The organism is Paenibacillus sp. NPDC056579, assembly GCF_042793215.1.
GTDB lineage: Bacteria > Bacillota > Bacilli > Paenibacillales > NBRC-103111 > Paenibacillus_S.
On sequence record NZ_JBHTVD010000005.1, the window covers coordinates 353,672 to 372,075 of the forward strand.

The 18,404-nt window shown below is 52.8% G+C and carries 19 protein-coding genes; 16 read left to right on the forward strand and 3 right to left on the reverse strand.

Annotated features, from left to right (window positions below; genetic code table 11):
- The first annotated feature begins 1 nt into the window (after window position 1).
- Window positions 2-955: a polyprenyl synthetase family protein gene (locus ACFQ88_RS21265; protein ID WP_379456457.1), complete on the forward strand. Its 954-nt coding sequence runs from the start codon at window positions 2-4 to the stop codon at window positions 953-955.
- A gap of 111 nt (window positions 956-1,066) precedes the next feature.
- On the opposite strand, the gene ACFQ88_RS21270 is transcribed toward ACFQ88_RS21265, so the two are convergent.
- A complete protein-coding gene (locus ACFQ88_RS21270; RefSeq protein WP_379456459.1) occupies window positions 1,067-1,228 on the reverse strand; it encodes a hypothetical protein in 162 nt (53 codons plus the stop codon).
- A gap of 53 nt (window positions 1,229-1,281) precedes the next feature.
- Here ACFQ88_RS21270 and ACFQ88_RS21275 point away from each other — a divergent pair, with 53 nt between their 5' ends.
- From ACFQ88_RS21275 to ACFQ88_RS21285, 3 genes are all read left to right on the forward strand, one after another.
- Complete coding sequence (locus tag ACFQ88_RS21275; protein ID WP_379456461.1) at window positions 1,282-2,013, forward strand: glycerophosphodiester phosphodiesterase; 732 nt, start codon at window positions 1,282-1,284, stop codon at window positions 2,011-2,013.
- 167 nt (window positions 2,014-2,180) lie between these two features.
- Window positions 2,181-2,522: a DUF1904 family protein gene (locus ACFQ88_RS21280; protein WP_379456463.1), complete on the forward strand. Its 342-nt coding sequence runs from the start codon at window positions 2,181-2,183 to the stop codon at window positions 2,520-2,522.
- A 233-nt stretch (window positions 2,523-2,755) separates the two neighbouring features.
- Window positions 2,756-5,020, forward strand: a complete 2,265-nt coding sequence (locus ACFQ88_RS21285) for an RCC1 domain-containing protein (RefSeq protein WP_379456465.1) — start codon at window positions 2,756-2,758, stop codon at window positions 5,018-5,020.
- 78 nt (window positions 5,021-5,098) lie between these two features.
- Here the strand turns inward: ACFQ88_RS21285 and ACFQ88_RS21290 are convergent, their stop codons facing one another.
- Together ACFQ88_RS21290 and ACFQ88_RS21295 are read right to left on the reverse strand one after the other, a co-directional pair.
- Window positions 5,099-6,253, reverse strand: coding sequence for a HEAT repeat domain-containing protein (locus tag ACFQ88_RS21290; RefSeq protein WP_239631966.1), 1,155 nt, complete (start codon window positions 6,251-6,253; stop codon window positions 5,099-5,101).
- A gap of 108 nt (window positions 6,254-6,361) precedes the next feature.
- Window positions 6,362-6,709: a DoxX family protein gene (locus ACFQ88_RS21295; RefSeq protein ID WP_239631968.1), complete on the reverse strand. Its 348-nt coding sequence runs from the start codon at window positions 6,707-6,709 to the stop codon at window positions 6,362-6,364.
- 113 nt (window positions 6,710-6,822) lie between these two features.
- Here ACFQ88_RS21295 and ACFQ88_RS21300 point away from each other — a divergent pair, with 113 nt between their 5' ends.
- From ACFQ88_RS21300 to ACFQ88_RS21355, 12 genes are all read left to right on the forward strand, one after another.
- Entirely contained in the window at window positions 6,823-7,533 is a 711-nt protein-coding gene (locus tag ACFQ88_RS21300; RefSeq protein ID WP_379456467.1) for a Crp/Fnr family transcriptional regulator, read from the forward strand.
- A 129-nt stretch (window positions 7,534-7,662) separates the two neighbouring features.
- Window positions 7,663-8,055 (forward strand): winged helix-turn-helix transcriptional regulator, encoded by a 393-nt coding sequence (locus ACFQ88_RS21305; RefSeq protein ID WP_379456469.1) that lies wholly within the window; start codon window positions 7,663-7,665, stop codon window positions 8,053-8,055.
- Window positions 8,056-8,139: 84 nt separating this feature from the next.
- The gene (locus tag ACFQ88_RS21310; protein ID WP_379456471.1) at window positions 8,140-8,604 is read left to right on the forward strand and encodes an MEKHLA domain-containing protein; all 465 of its coding nucleotides are present in this window, start codon (window positions 8,140-8,142) and stop codon (window positions 8,602-8,604) included.
- 123 nt (window positions 8,605-8,727) lie between these two features.
- Complete coding sequence (locus tag ACFQ88_RS21315; RefSeq protein ID WP_275590451.1) at window positions 8,728-8,859, forward strand: hypothetical protein; 132 nt, start codon at window positions 8,728-8,730, stop codon at window positions 8,857-8,859.
- 85 nt (window positions 8,860-8,944) lie between these two features.
- Complete coding sequence (locus tag ACFQ88_RS21320; protein WP_239631976.1) at window positions 8,945-9,337, forward strand: cbb3-type cytochrome c oxidase subunit I; 393 nt, start codon at window positions 8,945-8,947, stop codon at window positions 9,335-9,337.
- A gap of 205 nt (window positions 9,338-9,542) precedes the next feature.
- Window positions 9,543-11,189, forward strand: a complete 1,647-nt coding sequence (locus ACFQ88_RS21325; protein WP_379456474.1) for a response regulator transcription factor — start codon at window positions 9,543-9,545, stop codon at window positions 11,187-11,189.
- A 17-nt stretch (window positions 11,190-11,206) separates the two neighbouring features.
- Entirely contained in the window at window positions 11,207-12,997 is a 1,791-nt protein-coding gene (locus tag ACFQ88_RS21330) for a histidine kinase (protein WP_379456476.1), read from the forward strand.
- Window positions 12,994-13,977 carry a substrate-binding domain-containing protein gene (locus ACFQ88_RS21335; RefSeq protein WP_379456478.1) on the forward strand — a complete coding sequence of 328 codons (984 nt, stop codon included), beginning with the start codon at window positions 12,994-12,996 and terminating at the stop codon, window positions 13,975-13,977. The genes ACFQ88_RS21330 and ACFQ88_RS21335 overlap by 4 nt, the downstream gene beginning before the upstream one ends.
- 378 nt (window positions 13,978-14,355) lie before the next feature.
- Entirely contained in the window at window positions 14,356-15,138 is a 783-nt protein-coding gene (locus ACFQ88_RS21340) for an amino acid ABC transporter substrate-binding protein (RefSeq protein WP_379456480.1), read from the forward strand.
- Between the two features lie 78 nt (window positions 15,139-15,216).
- Window positions 15,217-15,876: an amino acid ABC transporter permease gene (locus ACFQ88_RS21345; RefSeq protein ID WP_239631987.1), complete on the forward strand. Its 660-nt coding sequence runs from the start codon at window positions 15,217-15,219 to the stop codon at window positions 15,874-15,876.
- A gap of 14 nt (window positions 15,877-15,890) precedes the next feature.
- Window positions 15,891-16,637 carry an amino acid ABC transporter ATP-binding protein gene (locus tag ACFQ88_RS21350; protein ID WP_379456838.1) on the forward strand — a complete coding sequence of 249 codons (747 nt, stop codon included), beginning with the start codon at window positions 15,891-15,893 and terminating at the stop codon, window positions 16,635-16,637.
- Between the two features lie 160 nt (window positions 16,638-16,797).
- The gene (locus ACFQ88_RS21355) at window positions 16,798-18,354 is read left to right on the forward strand and encodes an ABC-F family ATP-binding cassette domain-containing protein (protein ID WP_379456482.1); all 1,557 of its coding nucleotides are present in this window, start codon (window positions 16,798-16,800) and stop codon (window positions 18,352-18,354) included.
- Window positions 18,355-18,404: the final 50 nt, after the last annotated feature.

Here is an 18,404-nt window from a genome sequence, read left to right on the forward strand (position 1 = left end):
ATTGAAGCCTACCGTGAAAGACGAAATGAACGGGATTATAGACCGCTACATTCATGTTCAAGAGCTGAACGAGCTGATGAAGAGCTTCGTTGCCGTCCGGGCGGAGAGCGGAACCAAATGGGGCGGGCTGGTGGAAACGAGCCACCGGATGCTCGGAGGAAACTGTCCGCAGATAGAACGGGCAGCCGCTCTGGCGGAGCTGATCATGCTGACGCTCGATATCGTAGACGATCTGCAGGACCGCGACAAGCTCCATAAGGCTTGGATGACATGCCCGGAGCCGTTCACGTTGAATGCGGTGCTTGGCTTTCAGGCGGCGTTTGCGGCAGAAATCGGCCTGCTGCAGCAGGAGCTGGGGCAAGCTTCCCGCTTGAGCATCATCGAAGTGAACCGGCTGATCGCCTTGGCCGTCAACGGACAGCAGTGCGATCTGAGCTCTGACGTTCATATCCAGGATGAAGCGGATTATTTCGCGATGGTGCAGCACAAATCAGGCTCCTTAATCCGGCTGGCCTGTTACCTTGGTTACTCCTTGGCCGGTGATGCTGCCGAACAAGCGGCGGAGCAGCTGAATGAGCTGGCTTCCTGCTTGGGGGTGGTAGCTCAGATCGAGAACGATGTAAACAATCTGATCCAGTTTGATAACCAGAACGATATTTTGCAAAAAAAACGGACGCTGCCTATTCTGCACTTATTATCGTACAGTGAGCGGGAATTCGCCCCACTGATGCAATTTTACGGTGGGACGATCGGTGAAGAGCAGTTTTTGCAGCATAAAGCCGGCTGTTTGGCTTTTATCAGGGACTCGGGCTGCATCGAATACGCGAAGGTCGTTCAGTCGTTCTACTATGACAGACTTGAGCAGTTATATGAGTCGATACCCGGAGTTGCGCCGTGGAAGGAACGGTTCAAGGAGACGGCATTCGCCTCGTTCGGCATCGTGCAAACCGTGTAGGATAGCGGGAAAAAACCATTGACTTTTCATAGGCTTCGAAGTAGTATAGTGACGAACAAGTTCATATCTTGTGTAGGAGACTTTAGGAGAAATACACATGAATTGCTTACCTTAGGTGAGCAGTTTATGTGTTTTTTTGTTGCCTGAAACCGGATTTCCTGTTGTTTCCATCCGTTTTGTTTCATGAGGCGACGCCCCTGGAGGATTCGGGGTATAGCTTGCAAGGTAACCGTTGTGAAGAGCCGCTTTTTTGAGGATTTGCTGTGCATTCATGCTTCACTATTCATTATTCATTCGTTAATGACAACGGGAAAGGAATACGAACTATGCCAAATCAAAAACCTCTTATCATTGCTCACCGCGGCGCCAAAGGAATGGCTCCGGAAAATACGCTGGGCGCTTTCCGGCTTGGGCTGGAGCAAGGCTGCAACGCTATCGAGCTTGACGTTCACTTGTCTAAAGACGGCGAAATCATCGTATGCCATGACGAAACGCTGGATCGTACGACGAACGGCAAGGGACGCATCTTCGACAAGGAGCTGGCGGAGATTCAAACGCTGGATGCCGGTTCATGGCATTCCGACGCGTATAAAGGCGAGAAGGTGCCAACGCTTGGCGAAGTATTCGATCTCGTTCCCTCATCGATCATGATCAACGTGGAAGTCAAGCATTCTTACGATGAGCAGATGGAGAAGCAGCTGACCGCTTTTTTGCGGGAGCGGGAGCTGTTCGAGCAGGTAGTCGTCTCTTCCTTCGACCACAAATGCTTGTACCGGTTGAAGGTGGCGGAGCCGCGGATCAAGATCGGCCTGCTGTATCAGCTGAGGCTGCATCGCGCGGACGTGTATGCAAGAAACTTCGGAGCGGAAGTCTATTCGCTTCATCCGTATTTCCGGCAAATGGATCAAGACGATGTGGAGCATGCGCTTCAAGCCGGTCTGCAGGTTTACCCGTATACGGTTAACGATGTGCAAGACCTGGAGGAGCAAATTGCTTACGGCGCATCCGGAATTATTACGGATTATCCGGGCAGATTGAAGGAGCTTTTGAACCGGTAAGCAGCGGATAGGATCTCAGGCGATTCGAATAGGCGAATGATTTGCCAATAAGCGGGTTACGCGGTACACTACATCTAAAAAAAGTTGACGTGAGGCCTCTTCACGCTTCGCTTGGATGCGAGGCTTTGCAGTTGTCCTGCCGTCCGATAGGTAAGGAGAGCGTTAGTATGCCGCAGCTTATTGTCCGAGGAATCGCAGCCGAGCAAATGGGCAAGATCAGTTCGTCCCTAGTGGAGGAATTGGCCGCCATCTGCGAGTGCGCAACCGATAATTTCGTTATCGATTGTCTGAACACGACTTCCGTATTTAACGGGAGTGTAGTGGAGACGTATCCGTTTATTGAAGTAAAGTGGTTCGAACGGGGACTCGCAGTCAGAGACCGGTTCGCTAAGTCGTTGGCCGAGCATGTGAAGGCGCTGGGGATTCCGGAAATGGAAATAGCGTTTACTACGTATCGGGAAGACAGCTACTATGTGAACGGGGAACGCTGTTTCGATTCGGAGAATTGATTGATGCTTCTGGTGGTATATAAAGTAGGGCCGCAGGCGCGAGATGCGCTTGCGGCTTTTTTTGCTGTACTGAGAAGTGCGTCTGGAGTGTCTGCACACCGAAAGCAGTACACCGAACGAAATAGTACAAGCTCTTCAATTTTGGTGCATTCGGCTATGCTTACCTCGAAACATTTCCTCCCAAACAGACGTTAAATAGGGTACCAGATATTTCCACGAAAGGGTCGATCCTCATGCTCAAGAATGCTTGGAACTTCATCGTCCGTTCACGAAATATAGCATCCTGGTCTGTGATTATAACCGTAATGGTGATCGCGGCAGTCACTCTGTGGTTGCTGAAGGGGGATGCTGATCGAAAGCAGGGTACCGATGCAGCACCAACGGCAGCACCGGTGACGCAGCCGGCTGTACAAGGCTCCGATCCTTTGGCGATAGAAAACGGAGCAGGGAAACCGTCTAAGCCCGATTTTGAAGCTAATTCAGAACCTAAGTCAATACCTGCCCCTGTATCCGAACCCGCTGGGACTTCGTTTCACTACGCCGCTTGCCCGCCTGATGTGTCCTGGTTTCCCGGAACGAACGCGACTTCCGGCTATACTCCGGCAGAACAGCCGGCGCGCCAGCCGTTACAAGGCATCCGGCAAGTATCGGTTGGTCATCTGTTTGACGGAGCCGGTTACGGGATGGAATTCGGGACATCCTACGCCCTCGCGGAGGACGGAAGTGTGTACCGCTGGGGGGTGTTTGAGTTCGGCAAAGGAACGAGGCCCGCAGCCTTCCCGCAGAAGCTTGGAGGGTTACCCGATTCGATCGTTCAAGTGGACGGCGGGTTCGCCATGGCGCTGGGTGGCGACGTCTTTGCGTTGAACCACGAGGGAGGACCCAGGAAAATCCCCGAGCTGTCGGGAGCCATTGCTCTAGCACAGGTGGATGATACATCGGTATATATTGTGAGCCGGGACAGCGGCGTGCAGCTCTACGCTGCTACAGGTCCGGACGGCAAGCCTTCGCTGCTTCAGGTACACGGATTCGGCGAGGTGAAGGCTATCGAGGCCAGTCCGTTTATCACGCTGGCGCTCACCAAAGACGGTTCGCTAAGGAAGGCGGGCGGTCCATTTTCTTCGGGTCCGCCCAAAGATCCGGAACCGTTCGCTCTACCGGACGGCGTTCGGGTGCAGCAAGTGGAAACGACCCTATCGTATGAAAACCCTGCGTTCGTGCTATCGGTTGATAACCGTTGGTTCAGCATAAACGATCAAGGTGCCGTCGAGCTTCTTCCCGTACCTGAGGGCATGGTTCAGATTACGGCTACACAGCGGACCATTGTTGGATTAAAAAAGGACGGAACCGTATGGGCATGGGGGGACAGCCCGGCTCTTGTGAAATCCGAAGGACACCCGGTTACACCGCAATCTCCCCGGCAAATGGTGGGGCTTCAAGGAATTCGATCCATTGCGGCAGGAACGGACCACCTCCTTGCGCTGACCGAGGATGGACGGGTGTTGACTGTCGGCTCGAACATGTACGGCCAGCTTGGACGCAGCCCGATCTATACGGCCGATCTGCTGCCGCTAGGCACATGGCGCGGAGCGGATGCCCTGTTTCAAGTGAATGGACGAATCATGGCGGTTCAGAGCGGCAGCTTATGGGAGCTGAAGGGCGACGGTACGGTAAGACCGGTAGTTTACGGTCCCAAGGTGGTCAAAGCGTTCCCGGCGTTAGGTCATTTCGCGGTATTGACAGCGGACGGCAGGCTGATTGTAGCGGAGCCGGAAGAAACGAAGCCTTGCAAGACGCTCAAGGTACCGGGAGCGATAATGGATGCCTCTGCAGCCGCCAACGGATTGCTGCTGGCTCTGGCAGACGGCAGCGTGCATCATATCGAAGGAAACACATCGCAGGTGGATAAAGCAACCAAGCTTACATTCGTTCCAGAACCGAAAGGGAAGGTTAAGCAAGTATTCGGCGATTCGTTCCCGTTCATTCTTACGGATCGGGGAGAGCTCTATTACAAGGCTTCATTACAGGAAGGAGAACTGATAATGAAGCCTGTCGATACGAAGCTGAATGTCAAGCAATGGTCGCCAATGCATCCAATCTACTCGGATGGCATCGGATATATGGGCAAATTGCTGGATCAGAAGAATCAGGTATATGAGCTTGAACTCAAGATGAAGTATACCCCGGATTCGAGTCATAGCACCGTATCCGTTGAGCTGAGGAAGACAGGGCGCACGGCAGTGACATTGGCCGGAGGAGCCGAGATCGATAGGGAGGGCCGCATAGTGGAGCAGGGGTTTAACCGGAATGTGAATACTCATCTGCCGCCTGGCAGCCGGCTTCGTGCGTCCTCCTCTTCCTATCATTATCCTATTGAGGGAAGAACGTATTATCAGCACCTGTTCGCGATGGAGGACGGAACCTTGTATTGGCTTGGGGATGCAATGTACGCAGGACCGCAGCTATCACCCGGCGAGGCCGTCTTATCTCCACAATAAAAACCATTTTCGATATCGTAGGGTTTCTCAACAAGCAAAGGGACAGCCAATGTCGGCTGTCCCTTTTTCCCAAGTCCATTAAATTTTCAACGAATCCACATAGTTCGGATTACCGCTCAGAAGCCAGTTACGGTGACGGACAGCCGTCTCGTCCTGCTCCGGTTCGCCATATGGCCACGTATCGCCGGTGCTCACTACATATTCCTTAATAAGCATTAGGATCGCGGCGGCCCATTGGCGCGACTCTTTAATAGTCGGAACCAGCGGATAGTACTTATCGTAAGCTGCGCGGATCAAAGCGTGAGCCACTTCCTGTAGAAGGCTCGGGAATTCCGCTTTCTCGAGCTTGGCGGCTAGCGTATCCGGGATTTCCTTCTCGTCGGTCGAAGCATGGCTCTCATACTCGAACTCGGTTATGACGCCTTGCTCCTTGGCGAGCCACATTCTGGCCCGGTCCAGCGCCGGTTTGAACGAAGCGGGTACCGATACCGTCAGCTCCGGCTCCGGGTTGTCCAAGTTAATGACGAACGATTCGTCAAACTTGTGAATGCGCGCGTTGCCGCGGACGCCCAACCAGCGAAGCGCCAGCAATGCGTGCGTACGCACCTTGCCGTCCACTTCCTCGTTGCGGCATACTCTGCGAAGCAGCTTCTCGCTTCGCGGATCCGGCATCAGTGCGAGCAGACGAACGCCGGACAGCACCGCTTCCGGGTCCTCCAGCCATTGCTTGATATGCTCGTAGATCGTGTCGATCGATTCTTCTACGAGCCAATCGAGCTCCACGCGGCGCTCCGCATAACCCTCTAAGCTCAGCAGGCCCTGCGCCTGAAGCGCTTCCTGTCCGTGACGCTCCACAAGATCCTCGTGCGCTTTGGACAATTCCTCTACCATCTGAGCGAACAGCTCCTGATCCGATTCGCTGACCCCTTTCATTTGGGAGACACATCGAACCCATTCGCCCAATGCGCCTGGATTTTGCTGCCACAGCATCATGGCAAACGTTATCAAGTCACGGTCGAACTCCAATATTTCGTAATACTGCGCATAACGGGCTAGCAACGTTTGGGCGTCATGCTCCTTGCGCATGAGGCTCAAAGACAGGATAAGGCCGTTCCACGCATTGCCGTTGGAGCGATCCACCAGAACGACACGGTAAAAGCAAAAAGCAGCGGCTCCATAGGACTCTGCCTGCAAGTATTGGCGGCCGAGCATGCCCAAATCTTGTTGACTCATTTTCCATTCTACCCCCATGACTTAATTGGCTATAGTAGCAGTATACCTTATATGCCCGTTGGATTAAAATTTTTTTTGTACATGTTTATGAGGACTGGGAAAAAAGCGTTATTTTATTACCATGAGCGTCACTGATAACGCGAGCATGAAGAGCGCATTGATCACCATAACCGGACGATGCTTGGCACGGACGAGATGAGCATGAAGCGCTCCCAGCATGAGTGCAGCGAGCAGAAGTGCCGCATAGAACGCCAGCTGCGGGATCAGCCATGAGGCGACTATGGCCGCCGCCCCGGCCAGCTCCAGCGAAGCGATAACGCTCATAAACCACATCGGATAGCGGTATTGGCGCCAATGCTGCACCATCGAACCGGTTCGCAGCCACTTGATCGCCGCAGAGAACGTAAACATACAGATCAGTATCATTTTAACGATTACAATGGACAAGCTTTCCACACTCCTTTTTGAGATCAGACCCTATCTCTTTCTATGGAGAACAGTATAATGATTACGATGAGTACCGTATGTAGTCTGGACTACAGTCATTGAAATATAGAGGAGGTGCCGGGTTGGACAAGCTGAAATATTTATCGAGAATTCATCTGTTCCGCCATTTGGATAGGGAGGAGCTGAGCAGGCTGGAGCCGGTGACTCCCATGCAGAGGATTCCCAAGGGGACATTAATAGCGGCGCCGCATGAGGAGAATAAGCTTTTGTTTCTTATCAAATCAGGAACGGTGCGATTGTACAGGGTAACGGAAAGCGGGAAGGAGCTTACGGTCGATTTGTTAGGCGCCGGGCATTTATTCGGCGAAATCGGATCCTTTACTACGGGCTCCGGGGGATTCTACGCAGAGACGGCGGAGGATTCCGTCATCTGTACGATCGGCAAGGGGCAGTTTGAGCAATTAATCACAGAGAGGCCGCAGCTGGCGCTGACATTCATAGAAATCGTATCCTCCCGGTTGAAGGAAGTGGAGGAGCTTCTGGAGCAAATGGCTTACGGCAGCGTAAAGAGGCGATTGTTATTTTTGCTGCAAAAGCTGTCGGATAAGTTCGGTTCCGAGCCGGGCACAGGGGAAGAGGAGCATGGCTGGGTTGAGCTGAACGTCACGCTGACGCAGCAGGAATTGGCTACGATGACGGGCAGCATACGCGAAACGGTAGCGGACCTGTTGAACGGACTCGCTTCCGAAGGGATCGTCAAGAAGGCAGGGCAGCGTAAACCGCTGCGGATTCATGCCGAGCGTCTGTCGGCGGCGCTGCAGTGCTGTAAATAATCAGAGGCCGAGTGCAAACCCGGTACGTTTTTTCGTACTATGTACGGTTCAGGATAGTACTATTCATTTTCCTTATACTCCGGTAAACTGACTATAGAAAGCAAGGAAGCGGAGGCGGGAGGCGCGGCGATGAGCAGGGAGCATCTGAGGGACGTGAATACTCAAGGGATTATGGCGACGCTGGATACGATCGGCGGCAAATGGAAGCCGCTCATTTTGTTTATTTTGCTGCATGACGGGACGAGACGGTTCGGGGAGCTGAGACGGCTGCTGCCGGGGATTACGCAAGGCATGCTGACCAACCAGCTGCGCGAGCTGGAGCGCGACGGGCTTATTAACCGGAGGGTATATCACGAAATACCGCCGAAGGTGGAGTACTCGGTGTCCGATCACGGGCAGTCGCTTGCTTCGGTATTGGCCGATATGTGCAGTTGGGGATTTCAGCATATGGAGTTTTTGCAGCAGGGGAAGCATCAAGGCTTATCGGATCGCCAATCATCTGGAGGCGCCAAAAATCCATAAGACCAAGCATCCATAACCAAACATCCATAACCAAACATCCATAAACTAAACATCCATAAGACGACCACAGGAGGGCAAAGTTACATGCAGAACGCGTTACAAGGAATAGGAGCCGGGGAAGCTCACGCCCGAATGATTGCGGACAGCTACCGTCAATTTCTGGGAAGAGATTTGATCGATCTGAATAAGGATGCGGCTATTTGGGAGCAGCTGTTTGATTCGCCGGTCGTTATTCTGTCTCACGGAACAGAGGCCGATCCGGTGTTGAATTTCGGCAACCGCGCGGCGCTTACTTTGTGGGAAATGGACTGGGATACGTTTACCAGCACGTCGTCCCGGTATACGGCGGAAGCGATGGAGCGCTCGGAGCGCGAGCGTTTTTTGCAGGCTGTGGCCGAGCACGGGTATGTCGATAACTATACGGGCATCCGGATTTCCAGTACCGGACGAAGATTTTATATTAAAGAAGCGGTCGTTTGGAATTTGCATGACGACGGCGGAAACTATGCGGGGCAGGCCGCGGCCTTCAAGTCGTTTGAGCATTGCTAGCCTTTTGGGAGTACAGTCGAACAAAATGCGGTTAGCCAAGGACGAGAGGGCAGGTGCGGACGCTTTCCTTCTTCTTTGTCCATATAATGTAGCAACATACGAAAGAAAGGGCTGACCGCCGCGATGAACTACAAGCAAGCTCTCAAGTTCATGATGGAGAATAAAGGGATGCAGAAAATGTTCAAAGATTTGGAAAAGGCGCAAAAACAAGTCGATGCCGCGATCAAGAACGCCGAAAAGATTAAGAAGAAATAATCGTTACAAAGTCCCTTGCGGCAGCATAAAACATCCTCCCTGCCTATATGATGTAGTATCCGAACCGGGAAGAGGGGATTCCACTATGGGAGCCAGGCTGATTAAGATTGCGTCGGTGTATTTTGTGCTGGGTATTGCGTTAGGGATGTTCATGTCGATTTCGCACAAGTTCGATTATGCTTCCGTACATGCACACATCAATTTGTTGGGATGGGCTTCTCTGGCTTTAGCCGGGATTGTGTATCATGTGTTTCCCAAATCGGCGGAATCAGTACTTGGCAAAATCCACTTCTGGCTCCATAACGTCGGCTTGCCTATTATGATGATCGGTCTGTTTCTGCTCGTAAGCGGAGTGGCGGGCATGGAACCGGTTATTGCCGTCGGCGGAACGGTTACGTCCATAGGGGTTGTTTTGTTTATGATCAATGTGTTAAAAAATGTAGGCGCAGCAGAAGGTACGACCCGGTCCAAGCGTTAGAGCGGAGCATACGACAACGATCGACCCCGACGGGGCGCGGTGAGGAGTGATTCCTTATTGCGCCTCGTTTTTTGTGCGTTCAGCGAGCTTCTGTACCGGCTTGCTTTCAAACGGTGGGGAATTTTGCTACATTAGTATCACGACTTAAGTCATTTGATTTATGTAAGCGCTCAATTAATGCCGATAACTCGGGAGGAACTAAGGAATGTACAGGCTGCTGCTGGTGGAGGATGAAGAGGAAGTACGGGGAAGCGTTATTCACGAGATCGATTGGGCCGGCTGCGGCTTCGAGGTGGTGGATACGGCGGAGAACGGCAAGGAAGCGGCGGAGCTCTTCGAGAAATGGATGCCGGACGTCGTTGTCACCGATATCCGCATGCCGTTTATGGACGGCTTGCAGCTGTCCGAATGGATTCGCTCCAAATACCCGACGACCCGAATCATCATTCTAACCGGCTTCGATGAATTCGAGTATGCGCAAAAAGCAGTCAAAATGCATATCGACGAATATGTATTGAAGCCTTTTTCCTCTCAGGAGCTTATTAACGCCCTTGTGAAGGTCAAGCGGCTTATCGACGAGGAAACGTCGCGCAGAGAGAATGTCCAGACGCTGCAGGAGCATTACCGGCAAAGCTTGCCTGTCCTGCGCGAGGTGTTCCTCGGTTCGTTGATCAACCGTAAGCTGCCCAAGGCGGAAATCGAGGAGAAATCGCTCAACTATAACATCCGGCTGCTGGGCGAGGGATACGTTGTGTCGGTGCTCAGCATGGACAATCCGGAAGCGGGCGAGCAAGCTCTCGCTAGAGGCATGTCGCAATCGTTGAAATACTCGAAGGATAATGAATTGAAATTGTTTGCGGTATTAAATATTTCCGAGGAAATTGTAAATAAATATGGTCTCGGCATCGTTTTTATCCATGGGGGGAATCTGGTGCTGCTAACGGTGGCGGATCATGAAGACCGGGAAACGATCATGAAGAGCACCTTGACGGTATTGGAGGAAATACGTCAAAGCATAGAAAAATATTTGAAGCTGTCGGTAACGACAGGGGTCGGTACGGTAACGGCGGACATTTCGAATGTCAGCTATTCGTATAAGGATGCCGTGCTTGCGCTCGATTACCGGCTCATATTGGGCAATAACCGGATCATTTGTATCGATGACGTGGAACAACGAATGCTTGAGAAGCTGCGCTTCGACGAACTGAAGGAGCATGCGCTCATACGCTGTATCAAGGTGGGGACGCTGCAGGAAATGAAGGAGCTGGTGGACGATTTGTTTCACGGCATTGCGGATACTCCGGTTTCCTTCAAGGATTATCAGATCTATTTGCTGGAAATGCTAACGGCTATATTGAAGGCGGCCAAGGATTCCAATGTCGATTTGGATACGGCGCTAGGCAGCGCCTTCCATCCTTTTGCCGAAATTCACAAGCTGACGAATCCGCAGGAAGCGAAGCAGTGGATTGCCGACCTGTGCACGCGAATGATGACCCGTATCGTTACGGAGCGCCAGTCGTCCTACAAATCGCTGATTGATAAAGCGAAGGAGTATGTGCAGGCTCATTATCAGGAGAGCGACATTTCCATCCAAAAGGTGTGCGGCCATTTGCATATTAGCGCGGGCTATTTCAGCGGCATTTTCAAGAAGGAGACGAAAATGACGTTCGTGAACTACCTGATGCATATCCGCATGGAAGCCGCCAAGGAACTGCTGAGAACCACCGATATGAAAACGTTCGAAATCGCCGAAAAAGTAGGCTACGCGGAGCCGAATTACTTCAGCTTCTCGTTCCGCAAGCATGTCGGCGTATCTCCCAAGGAATACAAGAATAGCTCAAGAGAGGCGTAAAGCGGAGGGCTGGAGCAATGAAACCGATTCGGAAGCGATATCGCGCGCTGGTCGATATATGGAGAAGCAAGAGTATCCAGTTCATTATTACCGCTTCGTTTACGCTCATCATGATTGCCGTGATGGTGGTCGTGAGCCTGATCGTGTATAACAAATTTTCGCATATCGCCGAGCAAAATACGTTTCTGAGCAACCAGCAGATTGTCGAGCAGATCAACTATAATCTCGAGGTGTACTTGGACGGAATGGCGGAAGCATTCGATCTGGTGGACCGAAAAATCCGATCCGGCCCGCAAATCCCCGACAGCAGGCTGCACGAGCAGCTGACTACGATCTTCGAGACCCGCGAGGACATCGTGTCGATGGCCTTATTCTCGACCACGGGAGAGCTGATTACCGGTCTTCCCGACGCAGAGCTGCGCAAGAACACGAAGCTGACGGAGCAGAGCTGGTTCCAATCGGCGCTCGAGAGCCCCAACCATCTGTCGTTCTCGCTTCCTCACATTCAGAACCTGTATAAAGGCCAATACAAGTGGGTCGTATCGATGAGCAAGGGCATTACCATTACTCGCAACGGAGCGCCGATGCAGGCTGTTTTGCTGGTCGACATCAACTTTAAGACGATGGACGAGCTGTTCCGCAGAGTCAGTCTTGGGAAAAAGGGCTACGTCTACATCATCGACGAGTCCGGCGGCAATATGATTTATCATCCGCAGCAGCAGCTCATCTATGCCGGGCTCAAATATGAGAATGTGGAGCAGGCGCTTAAATATACGTACGGCAGCTACCTCGACGAATCGACGGGGGAAACGCGGCTCATTACGATCAAGACGGTGAATAATATCGGCTGGAAAATTATCGGCGTCTCCTACATGGACGAGATTGTGGCGACGAAAAAAGAAACCGGCGGGTTCATCTTGTGGCTGCTGATCGCCGTCGTGCTGCTGGTGCTGCTCATTTCCGCCTTTCTGTCGGCCAAAATCTCTCAGCCGATCAAACGGCTGGAAAAATCGATGCGTAAAGTCGAGCAGGGGGATTTTCACATCCATATCCCGGTAACCGGAAACGATGAAGTGGGACGCCTGTCGCGAAGATTCAACTTCATGGTGACGCAAATCCGGCAGCTGATGGACCAGAGCATCCGGGAGCAGGAAGCGAAGCGCAAGAGCGAGCTGGAGGTGCTGCAGTCGCAGATCAACCCGCACTTCCTGTACAATACGCTGAACTCGGTTGTAAGAATGGCGGGCAGCGGCAAGAGCGAGGACGTCATTACGATGATTACGTCGCTTTCGAAGTTTTTCCGCATCAGCTTAAGCCGCGGCAAGACGATCATTACGGTTCAGGAGGAGCTGGAGCACATCCGCAACTACCTGATCATCCAGAAAATCCGTTACAAGAACAAATTCGAATATGAAATTACGGCGCAGGAAGAGGCCCTTCCTTACAAGACACTGAAGCTGCTGCTGCAGCCGCTGGTTGAAAATGCGATCTATCACGGCATCGAATATATGGTCGATGAAGGCTTCATTCAAATTACGGCGTCCGTTGTCGACGGGAAGCTGCTGTTCGAGGTACGCGATAACGGGCTCGGCATACCGCCGGATCGATTGGAGCGGCTCCTATCGGGTACCCTTCCGCAAGAGGAAGGGTCAGGCTCCGGTGTCGGCGTGCGGAATGTGCAGCAGCGGATCCAGCTCTCGTTCGGCGAGCCGTACGGGCTGCAGATGGAGAGCAAGCAGGAGGAAGGGACGGTAGTGCAGGTATGGCTTCCGCTGCTGCGAGAAGAAGGGGGAGAAGCGAAGGGATGAAGCTCCAATTAGTTAAGCATGCCCGATTGCTGATCGTACTGTCTCTTCTTCTTCTGGCGTCGGGCGCTTGCTCCCGCAATGCGGAAACCGGGACGGTGGAGCCGGTCCGCAACGTGACGCTCCTTCTGAAAACCGGAACCGGAGATTATTGGAAGACGGTGAAAATGGGAGCGGAAGCGGCGGCCAAGGAGTTCAGCGTCAATTTGAAGGTGGCTGCACCCGAATATGAGGGTGATGCCGAAGGCCAAATTCAGCTGATAGAGCAGGCGGTCCGAGATGGGATGGATGCGCTGGTTCTGGCGGCGAACGATTATGCGGGGCTCGGCAAGACGGTGGATGATGTGGCGGCGCGGCGCATTCCCGTCATTAGCATCGACTCGGAGGTCGCTTCCACTAGAGTCCGCAGCTTCATCGGAATCAACAACTTCGAGGCTGGTCAGAAGGCAGGGAATAAGCTGATCGAGCTGACGGGGGAGCAAGGGCGCATCGCCATTATGGGTCTTGGGGCTGTGGTGAAAAATGCGGAGCAGCGGGAGCAAGGCTTGCGGGACGCCATTTCCAAGCATCCGGGGGTGCATGTACTAAGGACGGAATATTGCTCCGCGGATTTGAAGCGGTGCGGCGAGCTGACGAATAAGCTGCTGCAGGAGAACGCGGAGATCGACGGGATCGTTGCTTTGGATGCGGTTGCCTCCATCGGAGTGGCCGCCGCAGCGGAGAGAATGGGGCTGTCCGGCAAGGTCAAGATCGTGACGTTCGACAGTACGCCGGAGGACATCGAGTTTTTGCAGGAAGGCGTCATTCAGGCAACGATCATTCAAAATCCGTTCAGTATGGGCTATCTTGGAGTCAAGCACGCGGTCGATGCGATGAACGGCAAAAAAGTGCCCGAGTTCGTCGATACCGGTACGAAGGTGATCGATCAGGAAAATATGTTCTGGTCGGATAACCAGAAGCTGCTGTTTCCGTTTGTGCAGTAAGCCTTCGTTGACGGCGGCTTTGCACATGGAGGAACAGATAGATTGAAAATAAGCTGCAGGGTACACCAGCGGGGTACCTCCTTCCGGCCGCTGTTGTTATCGGGAAATTTTAATCTTATCGCTTTCCGGCGGTGATTTCCCGATAACAAAGGCGGTCGCTTACGCTCCTGCAGGAGATACCCCACTTCCCCCTTTAGCAATTTTCCAAAGAACAACGTTCCTCTAAAGCAAAAGCCTCCGGCAACGAAGGCTTTGGTAGTTATTGCTAGGAAAAATGCGCTATCGACACATTTCGACGGAGTATGTTATGATGTAATTCTTGATAAAGTGGTAATGCACTAAAGCAATCATATTCCGTAAAAGGTGGGTTTTTTGGTTATGAAACGTTTGGCAACATGGGGGCTGGTCATAGCGGCCGCATTCACATTCCTCGCAGGATGCTCCGGTCCGGCAAAGAGTACGGCTGGCGAAGGCAAGAAGCTGGTTATCGGCATTGATGACAAATTTGCTCCGATGGGTTTCCGTGACGAGAAGAACGAGATCGTCGGGTTCGATATTGATTACGCCAAAGCGGCGGCCGAGAAGATGGGAAAAGAGGCTCAATTCCAGCCGATCGACTGGAAAACGAAAGAGTCCGAATTGAACAGCGGTCGAATCGATTTGATCTGGAACGGCTACACGATTACCGACGAACGGAAAGGAAAAGTGCTGTTCACGAAGCCGTATTTGAAAAATGCGCAGGTTGTCGTTACGCTGGCTAAGTCCAATTTGACGAAGCTCGACGATCTGGCTAACAAAACGGTCGGCCTGCAATCTCTTTCTTCCGCAGCGGATGCGTTGAACGACAATCCTATCAAGTCCAAGATCAAGACAGTTACGGAATATTCCGATAACGTGCTCGCCTTGAGCGACTTGAAGATCGGCCGTGTGGACGCGGTCGTTATCGACGAAGTGGTCATCAAGTACTACATGGCCAAAGAGAAGGATGCGTTCAAATTGCTGGGCGAATCGCTTGCTCCGGAAGAGTACGGCATTGGGGTGAAAAAAGGCAACGACGCACTCCTTCAGCAGCTGCAAAAGGCGCTTGACGAGCTGAACAAGGACGGCACGGCGGCGAAAATTTCGCAAAAATGGTTCGGCGAAGACAAGGTGCTGAAATAAGCAAGCTGAATTGAGAATAACGTACGCAAACCGGATTTCTTCGCGGAAATCCTGTTTTGCTTTTGGGGGAATGCTTACATGTCACTTGATCAGATCGCCTCAATGATCAAGCCTATGCTGGAAGGGGCGCAAATGACGCTGCTCCTGTTCATCATCGCCATTGCGGTATCGATTCCGCTCGGCTTCGTGCTTACGCTGGCTGCCAAAAGCAGCATCAAGCCGGTTGCCTGGCTGGCGCACGCCTATATTTACGTCATGCGCGGCACGCCGCTGCTGCTTCAGCTGCTGTTTATTTGCTTCGGCCTGCCGCTGATCCCGGGAATCGGCGAATATTTGGTGCTGGACCGGTTTGTCGCCGCCTGCCTCGGCTTTATTTTGAATTACGCGGCTTATTTTGCCGAAATTTTCCGCGGCGGTTTGCTCGCTATCGATAAAGGCCAGTACGAGGCCTCTCAAGTACTCGGCCTGAGCAAATGGCAGACGATGACCCGCATCATCCTGCCGCAAATGTTCAGAGTCGCGCTGCCGGCCGTGTCCAACGAATCGATTACCCTCGTCAAGGATACGGCGCTGCTGTACGCCGTCGCCGTTCCGGAGCTGCTGCACTACGCGCAAACGGTCGTTAACCGCGACTTCACGATCGTGCCTTTCTTCTTGGCCGGTATCATCTATTTGATCATGACGCTCATCTTGACGTTATTGTTCAAATGGCTGGAGCGAAGGTTCAAATATGAATGAAAGGAATGGCGCAGGTGGCTATCATTGAAGTATCCAACCTTACAAAATCCTACGGCACGCTCGATGTGCTGAAGCAGATCACGTTCGACGTGAATAAAAACGATGTGATTGCGGTCATCGGACCGTCCGGCTCCGGCAAAAGCACGATGCTGCGGAGCTTGATCCATCTGGAACACATTAACGGCGGAAGCATTAAAGTGGGCGGCGACGATCTGGTCAAGGACGGAGTGTACTCGAAGCCGCAGGAGATCAAGCGGATTACGGCCCGGATGGGCATGGTGTTCCAGCACTTCAATCTGTTCCCGCACCTGACTGTCCAGCAAAATCTGGAGCTTTCTCCGAAATTGGTCAAGGGAGAGTCGGCGGCGGATATCCGCAAACGAAGCGCGGAGCTGCTGGAGAAGGTAGGTCTATCCGACCGGGTGTCGGCTTATCCGGCAAAGCTCTCCGGCGGGCAAAAGCAGCGGGTCGCTATCGCGCGAGCGCTCATGATGAATCCCGACATTTTGCTGTTCGACGAGCCGACTTCCGCCTTGGATCCGGAGCTGACGGGCGAAGTGCTGCAGGTCATGAAGCAGCTTGCCGAAGAGCATATGACGATGATCGTCGTGACGCATGAAATGGGCTTTGCGAGAGAAGTGGCGAATCGGGTTTTGTTCCTCGACAAGGGCGAGATCATCGAGTCCGGCGATCCGGAGCAGCTGTTCGAGAACCCTCGGTTTGAGCGGACGAAAGCTTTTTTAAACCGCAGCCTGAAATAAACGATTGGCGCGTCCCTGCACGACAGGCGGCAGCGCTTTTCTTTTTATAACGGACCTTAATGAAAGTGACAACATTTTATATCGGCTACTGCATTGAGTTGTGAGCACTTTACCGATTATAATAAGACGAGAGTATAGACTAAAAGAAAAGGTGTCATGCATGAGCATATTAAACGTAGAACGACTAAGTCACGGCTTCGGAGACCGCGCGATTTTCAATAACGTATCGTTCCGCCTGCTCAAGGGCGAGCATATCGGTTTGATCGGCGCCAACGGCGAAGGCAAGTCGACTTTCATGAACATTATTACAGGCAAGCTTCAGCCGGACGACGGGAAGATCGAATGGTCGCGCCGGATGCGCGTCGGCTACCTCGATCAGCATGCGGTGCTGAGCAGAGGGATGTCGATCCGCGACGTGCTGAAGGGCGCGTTCCAATACCTGTTCGACATGGAGCAGGAAATGAACGACATGTACGGCAAAATGGGCGACGTGTCTCCGGAGGAGCTGGAGCAGCTGCTAGAGGATGTCGGAACGATTCAGGATACGCTGACGAATCAGGACTTCTATATGATCGATGCGAAGATCGAGGAAACCGCCCGCGGTTTGGGCTTGACCGATATCGGTTTGGACAAGGACGTGAACGATCTTAGCGGAGGGCAGCGGACGAAAGTATTGCTCGCCAAGCTGCTCTTGGAGAAGCCGGATATTTTGCTCCTCGACGAGCCTACGAACTATTTGGATGAGCAGCATATCGAATGGCTGAAGCGCTATTTGCAGGAATACGAGAATGCCTTCATTCTGATCTCTCACGACATTCCGTTCCTCAACAGCGTTATTAACCTGATCTATCATATGGAAAATCAGGAGCTGAACCGCTACGTCGGCGACTACGAGCATTTCCAGCAGGTATACGACATGAAGAAGCAGCAGCTGGAGTCGGCCTACAAGCGCCAGCAGCAGGAAATCGCCGATTTGAAGGATTTCGTAGCACGTAACAAGGCGAGCGTGGCGACGCGGAACATGGCGATGTCCCGTCAGAAGAAGCTCGACAAGATGGACGTGATCGAACTGGCGAAGGAAAAGCCGAAGCCGCAGTTCAATTTCAAGGAAGGCCGCACGGCCGGCAAGCTCATCTTCGAAACGAAGGAGCTTGTTATCGGTTACGGCGAGCCGTTGTCGAGACCGCTTGACCTGCGGATGGAGCGCGGACAGAAGATCGCTCTTGTCGGCGCCAACGGGATCGGGAAGACGACGCTCTTGCGCAGCATTTTGGGTGAGATTCAGGCATTATCCGGCTCCGTTCAGCTGGGGGACAACCTCCAGATCGGCTATTTCGAGCAGGAAGCGAAGGACGCCAACTACAACACTTGTATCGAGGAAATATGGAAGGAGTTCCCTTCCTTCACGCAGTTCGAGGTGCGCGCGGCGCTGGCCAAATGCGGTCTGACGACCAAGCACATCGAGAGCAAAATTACGGTGCTGAGCGGCGGCGAAAAGGCCAAGGTGCGCCTGTGCAAGCTGATCAACCGCGAAACGAACCTGCTCGTGCTCGACGAGCCGACGAACCATTTGGACGTCGATGCGAAGGATGAGCTGAAGCGCGCCCTCAAGGCGTACAAAGGCAGCATTCTAATGATTTCCCACGAACCGGAATTTTACCGCGATGTCGTAACGGACATTTGGAATTGCGAATCTTGGACGACGAAGGTGTTCTAATTACCGCAGCGTCCCTCAATGAAAACCTGCCCGGCCTTACACGGTCCGGA